Below are 12,347 nucleotides of genomic sequence, written 5' to 3' on the forward strand. Positions count from 1 at the left end.
CGCTTCGGTCAGCCATGCCCAGGAACTCGCGACTGAGTGGCTATGGCAATACAATAACGAGCGGCCCCATACCGCTATCGGTGGCGTCCCTCCCCGGCAGCTACTGATGACAGCTTAAGTTTCTACGAATAGCTGCTTCGTAAAATGGGGGGATTACACGATGCTGGTCTGGCCATCCACTTCCAGTTTGGGCAGTGAGACGCGCAGGGCGATCAGCGTGATCAGGCCCAATACGGTCATTCCCATAAACGCACTCCGCCAGCCAATGGTTTCACCGATATAGGTGGCCAGGGGGACGCCGCCGATATTGGCAAGGGTCAGGCCAGAGAACATGGCGGCAACGGCGCTGGCACGTTTTTCCGGAGGCACTAGCTGAGTGGCGACCACGGCACCGACCCCGAAAAATGCGCCGTGGTTGAATGAGGTGACGATACGGCCTACCAGCAAGGTGGTGTAGCTATCAGACATGGCCGAGATCAGGTTGCCAATGGTGAACAGGCTCATGGCCAGCAATAGCAGGCTCCGGCGCGGCATTTTTGCAAAGCCCAGCGTCAAGATCGGCGCACCCACCACTACACCGAAGGCGTAGGCGCTAATCAGCATACCGGCGGTGGGGATGCTCACGTCCAGGTCGCCAGCTATTACCGACAACATGCCCATGGGCGAAAACTCCGTTACACCGATCCCGAATGCTCCCAGCGATAGTGCCAGTAGGGGCAGGTTAAGTTTCATCAGGTTGTCTCTCTTTGGTTTGTACATTCGCAGAATATACGGTACGGCTATACTTGGATAAATGGGTGTTATTGATAATCAGTTTTGCATAAGATTCACAAGTGAAGCTAACGCGCGGCTCAGTCCGCAGGCAGGAGGCAAGCGCATGGAGAACAGACGGGCGGATAGAGCCGCCGAGATGGAAACCTTTCTGGCGGTGGCCTGCGCCGAGTCGTTTAGCGGGGCCGCACGCGAGCTGGGGCAAACGCCCTCGGCGGTGAGTCGCTTGGTCAGCCGTATTGAACAGCGTCTAGGCGTGCGGTTGGTGGTGCGAACTACGCGAAGCCTGCGGCTGACCCGAGAAGGGGAGGATTATGCCCTGGCTGCACGGCGCATTCTGGCGGATCTTAACCAGACGGAAACCGCTATTGCCGATAGAGGCAGCCCTCGGGGGCTGGTGCGAGTCAGTGCGGCGACGGCTCATGGGCGTCTGTCCATTGTGCCGCTGTTACCGGAGTTTCTAGCGCGTTACCCGGATATCACGGTGGATGTGCATCTTAGTGATGAGGTGTCGGATGTGGAAGGGGGGTATATCGATGTGGCAATCCGCTTCGGTCCATTACCTGACAGTCTGCTCAGTGCCCGCCGTTTGGGGGAAACCGGCCGCCGTGTGATTGCGTCACCGGCTTACTTACAAAAGCACGGCTATCCAAAGACCCCAAGCGATCTTACGCAGCATAACTGTATGGACTTTAGCTTTAGGCGTATCGAGCCGGGTTGGCCGTTCCGCGTTGATGGCGAGGAGATCATGCTGCCGGTAGATGGCAACGTAAACGCCAACAATGGCGAAACCCTGGTGCAGCTGGCTCTGCAGGGCGTGGGTATTACCCGATTGGGCGACTTCCTTATCGTCCCGGAGCTGGACTCGGGGCGGTTGGTGAGCCTGCTGGATGATTATAACCCCGGCGATACCGAGGTGATTCATGCGGTATTTATCGGCGGTAAGACTATGCCAGCGCGAGTGCGGGTGTTTGTCGATTATCTGGTGGAGAAGATGGCGGAGAGTAACAGCGACATCGATGCCAGATACTCAGTTGACTGTGGCTAACCAAGCACTCCAGCGAGAAAGCCCATGAATGCGGTGTTATATTAGATATACTTGAATGACTGCTGCTTGGCCGAAACCAGCCAAGTAAAACGTGTGCTTCCTCACCTAATTTCCCCTCCAAAAGCCCCATACCTATGCCTTCTGATGGTAGTAGCTGAAAAACGGTTCTGAATCATATTGCTGCCCACAGCTAACATCTTAGGTTTCACTCGTACCTTGGCGTGATCGACTCATAACCTCTATGTTGTCTTAAAGACAAGGGGAACGATTATGCTCAATAATCTCGCCAACAAGCTGGGCCTTCGGACGGATCCGACTATTTTTTTCACCTCTGCAGGCATCATGGTCCTGTTCCTGGTGGCGCTGTTGATTGCACCGGGCGCGATAGGGAGTGCCTTTGGTGCGGGGCGGGAGTGGGTGGTTACTAACCTTGGCTGGTTTTTTATTTTAGGGGTGACCAGTTGGGTGGCGTTTTTGCTGTGGGTGGCAATTAGCCGTTACGGGGCAATTCGCTTGGGCGGTAACGACGCAAAGCCTGCGTATAGCAACATTTCCTGGTTCACCATGCTGTTTGCGGGCGGTATCGGCACGGTGTTGATGTTCTGGGGGGTTGCCGAGCCTATTTCCCACTTCTCTACGCCGCCAAGGCCGGGTATCGAACCCTTTTCGGTAGAAGCCGCCGACGATGCCATGAGCTTTTCGATTTATCACTTGGGGCTGCATACTTGGGCGATTTTTGCCATGCCGGGGCTGGCGTTTGCGTACTTTATCTACCGTTACAACCTGCCGATGCGTTTTAGCTCCGTGTTCTACCCGTTGCTGGGCGAGCGCATTTACGGCCCTGTCGGTAAAACCCTCGATATCTTTGCCATTCTCGGCACGTTGTTTGGCGTGGCGGTTTCCATTGGCTTGGGCACTCAACAGATCAATGCAGGGTTAACCGAACTGTTTGGTGTGCCAGATGCGGTGTTTAGCAAGGTGGTTATTATCGCTGTGCTGACCACCGTTGCTGTGGGGTCGATTGTGGCGGGGCTGGATTCCGGTGTGAAGCGGCTTTCCAATATCAATATTGGCATGGCGGTTGGCTTGCTGGTGTTTGTGCTGCTTACCGGCTCGACCGTATTTTTGTTACGTGCCGTTGTTGAAACCTTTGGCTTGTACATCACTAATCTATTGCCGATGGCGTTCTGGAATGACACCTTGGCCCGCTATACCAGTACTGATGGCAGCGGCTGGGGGTGGCAGGGCAGTTGGACGGTATTCTATTGGGCCTGGACGGTGACATGGTCGCCTTTCATCGGCATCTTTGTGGCACGTATCTCCCGCGGGCGCACCATCCGTGAATTTGTGCTGGGTGTGCTGTTCGCGCCTTCCATCTTTACGCTGGTGTGGTTTGCGATCTTTGGTTGGTCGGCCATGGAGATTGATGGCATTGGCGCAGCGGCTCGCGAGGCAATGGGGGACCAGGCGGGTGCCTTGTCCGCCGCCGTGGCTGAAAGCATTCCGCTCGCCATGTTCGCGTTTTTTGATAACTTCCCAGCGGCTACGTTAATCCAGGGCTTGGCGGTGGTTATCGTGGCAATTTTCTTCGCTACTTCGTCAGATTCTGCGTCGTTGGTGGTCGATATGCTGTGTACCGGCAGCGCCGACCCTGGCCCTTGGCATCAGCGCGTATTCTGGGGTGTTTCGGAAGGCATGCTGGCCGCTATGCTGATTGTGCTGGCGGGCGATGCGGGGCTTACCGCACTACAAGAGGTAATTACCGTGGTCGGTTTGCCCATGTTTATCCTGGTGTTTGTCATGATGTTATCGCTGCTGCGCGGCCTTTCTCATGAGGACCTTACCAAAGTGAAAGTAGGCAGCCCGCCCAAGCCCGAGAAGCTGAACGAATAACCTTACGAAATGGCCACACAGAAAAATGCCCGCTGATGGCTCAGCGGGCATTTTGTGTAGCGTTCGGAAGTTTAATCTTCCCTGTTCGCACGTTATCAATATTCGAGCCAGCAGTCGTTGAGTTGTCACGTAGTTAGAACAGCAAACTATTTAAAACGGCAGAACGCCGCTAAAACCAATTCCTAGTACAGCGATCACGACAACCACGACAACAATAACGGTAGTAGAAGGCATATTTACATTCCTTGTAAGGGTGGAGAGCCTTTAAGCCTAGTGCATGGGTGGCTTTTTCGCACATGGCGAGGCGAATGTACCGATACGGAATGATTAACCAGTGGGCTGATTAAGGGGCTGAAGCCAATTAGGAACTGAAGTAGAAGCTGAAAGTAGAAATTAAACGTAGCAACGAACAGAGGAAAGTAGAGGCTTAACCCATTAGCGCCCAGCAGAAGTGCTGGGCGCTAAGATGACTACTGCAGGCACGTTAAGGCTATGCTGGTTTTCCGCAGCTACAGTTGTGACCGCAGCCCGTGGAGCCGTCTGTATGGGCAATAGCACACGCCTCGGAGCAGAATTTCTGACCATCTTTCTCAATGGATTGGTCGTCCACGGAACAGTCGCATTTCGGGCAAGCACACTGTTGTTCAGCCATATTGCACCTCCTGTGTTGGTAACGTCAACATAGACCCGGCTCCCAGTGTTATGTAATTGCGTTAGTGATTTATAGTTCCAGCTCGGCGTAGCGTTCCTCCATAAAGTCCAGCAACACGCGCACTGAGGGAAGTAACTCGCGGCGTGCGAGGTAAACCGCGTGAATCACCTCTTGGCGTAGTTCCCATTCCGGTAAAACAAGCGTCAGCTGGCCGGAATCAATGGCGCCCGGCAGCACCAGCTTGGGCATTTGCGCAATACCAATGCCTGCTAGCGTGGCATGGTAAAGGGCGGTCATATCGGTGGTAATAAAGCGTGGCGTATGCTCAATAACCTCGATGTGTTCGTCGCGCTGTAATCGCCAAGCGTGCTGTTCAACGGGCCTTGCGCGGCTGATACTGGGAAAGCGGGCAAGGTCGCAGGGCGCTTTCGGCTTCCCATAGCGGCTGAGCAGTTTCGGGCTGGCCACCAGGCACTGGCTGCTTGCTGATAGCACCTTGTGGAACAGGTCGCTATCTTCAAACGGTAGAGGGCGGGCACGAATAGCAATATCAATACCTTCCGTCAGGGGGTCTACATGGCGGTTGGTGGCTTCCAGGTGAATATGTACCTGGGGGTAGAGACGCATGAAATCCGCCAGCATCTTGCTGACATGAAAGTTAAGTAACCCGGTGGGGCAGCTAAGCCGTATGATGCCGCAAGGCCCAGACTGGCTCTCTTCAATCACCTGCTGGGCAGCCTCAACTTCTTCCAGCATGGCTTTACAGTGCAGGTAATAGCGCTGGCCGATATCGGTCATACGCAGATGCCGTGTTGAACGGTGGAGTAGCAATACCCCTAATTGTTTTTCGAGCTCCCCAACGTGTCGGCTAAGCTTTGACTTGGCGATGCCCAAGGCGCGCCCAGCGGGTGCAAAGCCTTCGTGGTCTACCACTTGGACAAAATAGTACAGGTCGTTGAGATTGGGGATTGCCATTATCGTTCTCAAATTGAAACGGTGTGTTGTGATTTTCCCATCTAATCACCGAGCAGACGACCGTCTACACTCAGTTTTGTAAGACGCAAGGCCAACCGGAGCTGCCAATGGTGATGGCTCCATTAACTGAGTGCTAGGAGAGGATCATGTCAAAACCTTACGTTCGTCTAGATAAAGATAACGCCGCCGTATTGTTGGTTGATCATCAAGCGGGCCTGCTTTCACTGGTGCGCGACATTGAACCTGACCGTTTCAAAAATAACGTGTTGGCCTTGGCTGATACAGCAAAGTACTTCGGTTTGCCCACTATCTTGACCACCAGTTTTGAAAATGGCCCTAACGGCCCGTTAATGCCTGAGTTAAAAGAGCGCTTCCCCGACGCGCCTTACATCGCTCGCCCTGGCCAAATTAACGCGTGGGACAACGAAGATTTCGTTAAAGCCGTTAAAGCGACCGGTAAAAAGCAGCTGATTATCGCGGGCATCGTTACCGAAGTGTGTGTTGCCTTTCCGGCACTTTCTGCCCTGGAAGAAGAGTTTGACGTGTTCGTGATCACCGATGCATCCGGCACCTTTAATGCCATGACGCGCGATGCTGCCTGGGACCGTATGTCAGCCGCCGGTGCGCAAATGATGAGCTGGTTTGGCGCGGCGTGTGAGCTTCACCGCGACTGGCGCAATGATGTTGAAGGCCTGGGCACCTTGTTCGCTAACCACATTCCCGATTATCGCAACCTGATGAACAGTTACAGCACGCTGACGAGCAAGTAATCACGAGTAACCACTGGCGGCGGAATCTGTCGCCAGTGGCTTATCTCCCACTTGGGGCAGCAAGGCAGGTTTATCTTCACCGATAACGGTTACTACGCCATAAAACATAACGATAAAGCCGGGCCGTCTTGCCTACGCTATTTTTGAGGAGTGCAGCACATGAGTTGGATGCCGACGATTGAACCCCAATGCCCTTCAGCGGGTGGTCTGAAGGATATCGAGACGCTGATTATTCCCCGTGCGCGTGACCTGGGCGGCTTTGAAGTGCGCCGCGCATTGCCTGCGCCCAAGCGGCAGATGGTCGGCCCGTTTATTTTCTTCGATCAAATGGGGCCTGCCGAGTTCTTAACGGAAGGTGGAATCGATGTTCGCCCTCATCCGCATATCGGCCTGGCCACCGTTACGTACCTTTATAAGGGTGAATTTCAGCACCGTGATAGCCTGGGCACCAACCAAATGATCTATCCAGGAGAGGTCAACTGGATGGTGGCCGGCAATGGCGTGACGCATTCAGAGCGCACCAGCCCTATTACCCGTCGGCAGCCAACCCATTCGCTGTTTGGCATTCAAACCTGGGTAGCGTTGCCTGAAGAACACGAAGATAAACCCGCCACCTTTGAGCACCAGGGCCAGGACGCACTGCCGCTACTGCAGGGTGAAGGCAAAGAGGTGCGCTTGATTCTAGGCACGGCGTGGGGTGAGAAAGCGCCCGTACAGACCTTCTCGGACATGTTTTATGCCGATGCTAGCTTGATGCCGGGCGCTAAATTGCCACTGCCTGATAACCATGAAGACCGAGGTGTTTATATTACCTCGGGCAGCGTGATTATCGCCGGTGAAGTGTTTGAGGAGGGCCGGATGATGGTGTTCCGCCCAGGCGACCCGATTACCGTTACGGCAGGCGAGCGCGGCGCACGTTTAATGCTGCTGGGCGGCGAGACGCTTAACGGCCCGCGCTACGTGTCCTGGAACTTTGTCGCCTCTTCCAAAGAGAAGCTTGAAGCTGCCAAGGAAGCATGGATTGAAGGCGACTTTGAACATGGCCGCTTCCAACTGCCACCTGACGACAATAGCGAATTTGTTCCTTTCCCAGGCCAGCCGGGTAATTAAAGGCCTGACTACTTTCTACCTCGTTTGAAAAAAGCATAAAAAAGCTCGCATGAGGGAATGCCTCAGCGAGCTTTTTTTACAGCGTTTTACGAGCGGCTATCGCGCAGCTTTGGGTTACAGAGTGATGACACCGATAAGGTAGCCAAACAGCAGTAATACCAAGCTGAAGACCCACATAATGCCGAAGGAGTACCGGATATGTTTGCCCATTTCCAGCCCGGCAAGCTGTAACGCTAACCAAACGGCCGGAGCAAGCGGGCTAACAAAGGTGCCGATAATATTACCGATCACCATCGCGTACGCGGTTGAAACCGCCGGAACCCCAGCATTGCCGACCACTTCAATCACAATAGGCAAAAAGGCGAAGAAGTACGCATCGGTGCTAAGAATAAGATCAAACGGTACGCCAAAAATGCCGATCAATATATGCATATAGGGCACCACGGCTGCCGGTAGTATCGCCACGATATCCGCCGATAACTCGCTCAGCATATTGGAGCCATTAAGAATCCCGAGGAAGGTGCCCGCAGCAATAATAATGGTAGCCATAACAAGGGCATTGGGCGCATGGCGTTTGATGCTCTGCATCTGCCCATCCATCTGGGGAATGTTAACCGGTAGTGCCAAGGCAACACCGATCATAAAGATCAGCGCGGGCGGCAAAGTATCCATGGTAAGCGCAACGACAACCGCGAATAACAACAGCGCATTAAAGGCCATTTTCCAGCCGGGCACCTTGTCGGCGGCTGGCTGTGTTTTGAAGGTTTCCTGAATATTGGCGGTAGCTGTGTCATTCAAGGCAGCGTCAGCGTCGAGTGAAGGCAGGCGCTTGATACGACGATTTTCACGCAGGCCTAATACCACTGCCAGTGCGAGTAGAAGGACCAGTGCAAATATCTGCAGGGGAATAAGCGGGCGCCATAACTCGCTTGGGCTCATACCGAGTACTGAACCAATTCGGGCGAGCGGGCCAGCCCAGGGAAGCATATTCATAATGCTGGCGCCCAAACCGACCAGCAGTAACAGCAGGTAAGGGCTCATACGCAGGCGCTGGTAGGTAGGTAGAAGTGCAGGAATGGTCAGTAGAAAAGTGGTGGCTCCGGAGCCATCCAAGTGGGCAATACTGGCAACCAGCGCGGTGGCTACGGTAATGCTAACCACATTGCCTTTGGATACCGACAGCACCTTGCGAATAACCGGTTCAAAAAGCCCCGCATCCTGAAGGATACCGAAGAACAGAATGGCAAACACAAACATGACAGCGACAGGGATAACGCGTGCGAAGCCTTGCTCATAAAACATCGCGATATCATCAATACCAAAACCGGTAACAATGGCGGCAACAATAGGCACAAGGACGAAGGCCACCAGGGGCGATACGCGTCCGCTTAACAGCATGGCTACAATAGCAGCGATAGCGGTCAGGCCCGCTAGGCTTAGCGACATTTTCAGCTCCTTGAGCGTGAATTTCAATCCAGGATACTTCACTACTTCCTAAATTAAACTAATGGTTAATAAACTAAAGTCGCGCGGATTATGGTGACTCTGTTTTGGGTGCACAACCTAGACTTTATGCTTAGTCGTCTTGTAAGCGCCGATATTTAAGCGAGCGATTTTGCACAAACAGAGAGACGATGAACGGACTGGTACCTGGTAATCAGGGTTTATAGGGAGCGGCTTAAGGCAAGGCCTAACTGGCTGAAATAGCGTTGGAAAGCAGTATTGATGTGCTGACGGGCGCTGCCTTGGGGGTAAAGACCAAGTTCAGCTTCTGGGGTGGCTTTGGTGCCCTTAACCAAAAAGTGATTCTTGATCGGCGCGTCCTGCACAAAGGCTTCAAACGCGCGGGCGCATAGCTCTTCCGGTTTGCTGTAATACACTTGTCCCAGCTTGCGGTCCATGGTTACCGAGTGCTGAAAAAGTTCGCTGGGCTGCTTGCCGCCGGGTTGTAGCAGAATGGCCGTAAAGCAATCCATGAGGCGCTGGTTAAGCGGGTGCACAATAGGCGGCGCATCAGCCAACCAGGCGGCTGATGCAAATATATCGCGAGATAGCCCCGTGAAACACTTTTGCGCAATGTAGTGATCAAAGGCATGAAACCACTCGTGGGCAATACTGCCAGGCCCCGCGTTCTTGGCCAGCGCAAAGCTGCGCTGGGCAGGGTCGTAATGGGCGGCAACGCCGGGCCGCCCGCCGCTGCCATACTGCAATGCCAGTGAACCGCGTAATGACACCAGCGTTTCGGGGCCTTGTAGAATCAACATCAAATCGCACAGCGCATCATGAAACAGCTCCGCTGCACGGTTGCGCTCAGTAGGGGTTACCCAGCGGCCAATTTCGATGGAGCGAAAATCGAACTGGCGCCGAACAAGCGCAAAGCTGCTGGGCTCCTGCTGGCGATGAGACGGCCCGTTGCGATAAAACGTTCGTGCGTCGATACTCACGGCGCGCTTACCTGTTGGCTATCGGTAAAGGTATTCAAGCTAGACAGCCTGAGGATTAGGCTCTGTCTGAAAAGTGTCTGCGCTCGACAATACGGCGTTAAAAATTGGCTCAAAATACTCATTTACACATGTAAACTCCGTTTTTTCGCCAATTTTTGCCTTGTCTTGTCTTCGCTCGTCGACTTTTCAGACAGACCCTAGTGCTGAATCCTTGCCTCCCTGGCTTGAATAAAGAAGTCACGTAAACGTTTCAGGGACTCTTCATCCCAGCCGGGTGGTTCGGAAAGCGCGGCCCAAGCATCAATATAGTCTTCCGCCGCAATTTCATGGCCAAAGCCTGGCGGGGCGCTTTCGGTAGTAAGGTCTACCAATAATTGCAGCATTGTTACCACAGGATACCAGCGCAGATCGGGTGAAACATCGGGACCACGCGGTGAGTACATCCAGTCTGGTTCACGCCAGAAGGAAGCGGGTTCAAAAAACGTAATGGGGTCGCTGGCATATTGCAGGTAGGCAATACGAAAATTTCCCCATTCTCCCGGTACGTCTTGAAGCCCCTGCGTTTGGTTCATAAAGCGCACTACCGAGCCATCGCGAAACCTGGGTAGCCAAGCTGGCGAGCCGGGGTCACGGTCAGCCGTAATGCGTTTCCATGTGTCGCTTCGGAAAGGCGGGCCGGCCCATAGCGCTCCATTAAAGGGATCATCAATAATATCGTAGAGATCAAACGAAAGATCCGAGTTAAGTGCGCCCAGGCTGAGCCCAAACAGGTACAGCCGAGGGCGCTCGTCACTGGGAAGGCTGGACCAATAATCATAGACCACTGCAAATAACGCCCGGGCATTTTCGACGCCATAATCGGCTTCAGAAATTAGCGATAGATGGCTGGGCAGATAGGAGTATTGGGCCGCTATCGTGGCAATGTCGCCGCGGTGTAGGTATTCCACTGTATCCTGCGACCCCGGGTCTATCCACCCACGCCCTGTTGGTGTTGCTAATACCAAGACAGAACGCTCGAAACCGCCTACTCGGATCAGTTCTTCCAGCGCGAGTTCGGCTCGCTCGGTAGGCGTTTCAGCAGCATTAAGACCCACATATACACGGACAGGGTCAGGAGCTTCTTCGCCCAGAAAGTCACCGATTTGCGCGCCGCTTGGGCCTTCGGTCACAAAGCGCCGGCCACGGCTGCCTAACGCTTCCCAGCTAATTAATGACTCTGCGCTGCCAGGCTTTAGAGGGTCTTCAGGCGGAGAAAGGTCGCTTTGCATAAGCTCATCTACCTGCTGAAACGAGCGGTCGGCCACCTTTAGCGCATACGAAAAAATAACGCCTTCGATAACGAGCCAAAACAGCGCAATAGCGGCGATCGTGCCCAGCACATAGGCCACTCGGCGGGGCAAAATATAAGCCAACTTACGTGAAAGTAGCCGGAAGGTACGCCTGAAAAGCAGCGCCATAAGCATTAAAAACGCAAAGACACCCAAGGCAATTAAGGCAATGGAGAAGGGGTGTGTGCCGCTAACGGGTTCCATCTCCATGAGTTGGCGAATACTATTTTGCCATTCGGCGGCTCGCCATAAAAAAAGAGCGGCGATGCTCAGGGATACCGCGGCGGCTAACCAGTGAAAATACGTTTCCAGCCGCGCATTGGGGGCAGGTAAATGGAGGTAACGCCAAAGCCCATGCCCCATCACTCCCAACGCATAGCCCGCGGTAAAACTTAGCCCCGACACGATGCCTTGCGCGATGAGTGGGCGAGGTATAAGGCTTGGCGTTAGCGAAAACGCAAAGAAGAGCGTGCCCAGTACCAGGCCCACGCCTGAAAAGCGCGTTAGGTGTGAAGTAATCCACTGTTGTTGACTTCTGAGTTTCATTACTTACCTGCCGACCGTTATCAAGCGTATCAAAGAATGGTGTTCAAACGCAGCATGCGTTATAGCGTATATCAGAAATAGTTGCGGAGTAAAACGCTACATAAGTCTTTTTAAGAGGCGCCTCAGTGGACTTTCTCAAAGTGTGATGAAAAGATTTTAAACAAGCTTTGAGGAAGTCCTTATAGGAGTGGCGACGGTGATTTATACTAAAGGATAGCTTTGAAATATAAATGGTTGATCACAAGGAACGCCTTGGCTAACGATGTGCAGGAGCTATATGGAAGTTAAGCGGCGTACAATATTATTCGAAAGAGCTTGTGCAAATGCGATCATGGCTGTCCAACTCTTTCCCAGCTCCATAGGAGAAGGTGCGCCTTAACCTATTATAGGCAAGCCTTGGACAGGCGTGAGGCTAGCTAAAAACAGCTATCCCCTTGTGCATGATGTAATATCTACTCACCTGCGGCAGTTTCAATCCAGGTTTGAAACGATGCTTTTATTGATATACTGGTTAAAAGATAATTTTCTTCTGTTGTTATTATTTAATAGGTGGTGTTGTCGGACAATATATCTATGCTGCTGTGTATCTTGTTCTTTTTATGTGAATTTTTTTATTTTGTTGGGCGTTTAATATTAGGCCGGAAGATGAGCTTTTGTGGGCGCTTTAAGATCCATGGTAGCCACATAGCGCAAGGACAGCGTATTAAGGAAGAGCAGATAAGGATATTTGTGGTACACAAGGAAGCATGAACAGGATGTTCGTGGTGTAGGATTATGGAGGAACTAATCATCCCCGGCCAGCAATGGCCG

Annotated in this window: 11 protein-coding genes; 5 read left to right on the forward strand and 6 right to left on the reverse strand. The window is 53.1% G+C overall.

Annotated features, from left to right (window positions below; translation table 11 throughout):
* A partial coding sequence (locus ACT3RU_RS17630) for an integrase core domain-containing protein (protein WP_483392965.1) occupies positions 1-118 on the forward strand: 118 nt, incomplete at its 5' end.
* Between the two features lie 35 nt (positions 119-153).
* On the opposite strand, the gene ACT3RU_RS17635 is transcribed toward ACT3RU_RS17630, so the two are convergent.
* The gene (locus ACT3RU_RS17635; RefSeq protein WP_225733942.1) at positions 154-732 is read right to left on the reverse strand and encodes an MFS transporter; all 579 of its coding nucleotides are present in this window, start codon (positions 730-732) and stop codon (positions 154-156) included.
* 145 nt (positions 733-877) lie between these two features.
* Between ACT3RU_RS17635 and ACT3RU_RS17640 the strand changes: the two genes are divergently transcribed.
* Positions 878-1,819 (forward strand): LysR family transcriptional regulator, encoded by a 942-nt coding sequence (locus tag ACT3RU_RS17640; RefSeq protein WP_192528641.1) that lies wholly within the window; start codon positions 878-880, stop codon positions 1,817-1,819.
* A 270-nt stretch (positions 1,820-2,089) separates the two neighbouring features.
* Entirely contained in the window at positions 2,090-3,712 is a 1,623-nt protein-coding gene (locus tag ACT3RU_RS17645; RefSeq protein WP_192528640.1) for a BCCT family transporter, read from the forward strand.
* Between the two features lie 490 nt (positions 3,713-4,202).
* Here the strand turns inward: ACT3RU_RS17645 and ACT3RU_RS17650 are convergent, their stop codons facing one another.
* Together ACT3RU_RS17650 and ACT3RU_RS17655 are read right to left on the reverse strand one after the other, a co-directional pair.
* On the reverse strand, positions 4,203-4,364 hold the full coding sequence (locus tag ACT3RU_RS17650) for a metallothionein (RefSeq protein ID WP_192528639.1): 162 nt from the start codon (positions 4,362-4,364) through the stop codon (positions 4,203-4,205).
* A gap of 69 nt (positions 4,365-4,433) precedes the next feature.
* A complete protein-coding gene (locus tag ACT3RU_RS17655) occupies positions 4,434-5,339 on the reverse strand; it encodes a LysR substrate-binding domain-containing protein (RefSeq protein ID WP_225733941.1) in 906 nt (301 codons plus the stop codon).
* Between the two features lie 146 nt (positions 5,340-5,485).
* On the opposite strand from ACT3RU_RS17655, the gene ycaC reads away from it, so the two are divergent.
* On the forward strand, positions 5,486-6,109 hold the full coding sequence (gene ycaC, locus ACT3RU_RS17660; protein WP_192528638.1) for an isochorismate family cysteine hydrolase YcaC: 624 nt from the start codon (positions 5,486-5,488) through the stop codon (positions 6,107-6,109).
* A gap of 159 nt (positions 6,110-6,268) precedes the next feature.
* Positions 6,269-7,219, forward strand: a complete 951-nt coding sequence (locus ACT3RU_RS17665) for a pirin family protein (protein WP_192528637.1) — start codon at positions 6,269-6,271, stop codon at positions 7,217-7,219.
* Between the two features lie 114 nt (positions 7,220-7,333).
* Here ACT3RU_RS17665 and ACT3RU_RS17670 read toward each other — a convergent pair whose 3' ends face one another.
* The 3 genes from ACT3RU_RS17670 to ACT3RU_RS17680 all read right to left on the reverse strand — a co-directional run bounded on the left by ACT3RU_RS17670 (position 7,334) and on the right by ACT3RU_RS17680 (position 11,537).
* The gene (locus tag ACT3RU_RS17670) at positions 7,334-8,665 is read right to left on the reverse strand and encodes a CitMHS family transporter (RefSeq protein ID WP_192528636.1); all 1,332 of its coding nucleotides are present in this window, start codon (positions 8,663-8,665) and stop codon (positions 7,334-7,336) included.
* Between the two features lie 218 nt (positions 8,666-8,883).
* On the reverse strand, positions 8,884-9,663 hold the full coding sequence (locus ACT3RU_RS17675) for a CLCA_X family protein (protein ID WP_192528635.1): 780 nt from the start codon (positions 9,661-9,663) through the stop codon (positions 8,884-8,886).
* Between the two features lie 197 nt (positions 9,664-9,860).
* Entirely contained in the window at positions 9,861-11,537 is a 1,677-nt protein-coding gene (locus tag ACT3RU_RS17680) for an alpha/beta hydrolase (RefSeq protein WP_192528634.1), read from the reverse strand.
* Positions 11,538-12,347: the final 810 nt, after the last annotated feature.

The sequence above is a fragment of the Halomonas sp. TP35 genome, from assembly GCF_052375975.1.
In the GTDB taxonomy this organism is placed as follows: domain Bacteria; phylum Pseudomonadota; class Gammaproteobacteria; order Pseudomonadales; family Halomonadaceae; genus Vreelandella; species Vreelandella citrativorans.

Bases quoted from the DNA above. Each gene is read 5' to 3' on its own strand.
- ACT3RU_RS17635 (WP_225733942.1), bottom strand. From the start codon at position 732: ATGAAACTTAACCTGCCCCTACTGGCACTATCGCTGGGAGCATTCGGG.
- ACT3RU_RS17640 (WP_192528641.1), top strand. From the start codon at position 878: ATGGAGAACAGACGGGCGGATAGAGCCGCCGAGATGGAAACCTTTCTG.
- ACT3RU_RS17645 (WP_192528640.1), top strand. From the start codon at position 2,090: ATGCTCAATAATCTCGCCAACAAGCTGGGCCTTCGGACGGATCCGACT.
- ACT3RU_RS17650 (WP_192528639.1), bottom strand. From the start codon at position 4,364: ATGGCTGAACAACAGTGTGCTTGCCCGAAATGCGACTGTTCCGTGGAC.
- ACT3RU_RS17655 (WP_225733941.1), bottom strand. From the start codon at position 5,339: ATGGCAATCCCCAATCTCAACGACCTGTACTATTTTGTCCAAGTGGTA.
- ycaC (WP_192528638.1), top strand. From the start codon at position 5,486: ATGTCAAAACCTTACGTTCGTCTAGATAAAGATAACGCCGCCGTATTG.
- ACT3RU_RS17665 (WP_192528637.1), top strand. From the start codon at position 6,269: ATGAGTTGGATGCCGACGATTGAACCCCAATGCCCTTCAGCGGGTGGT.
- ACT3RU_RS17670 (WP_192528636.1), bottom strand. From the start codon at position 8,665: ATGTCGCTAAGCCTAGCGGGCCTGACCGCTATCGCTGCTATTGTAGCC.
- ACT3RU_RS17680 (WP_192528634.1), bottom strand. From the start codon at position 11,537: ATGAAACTCAGAAGTCAACAACAGTGGATTACTTCACACCTAACGCGC.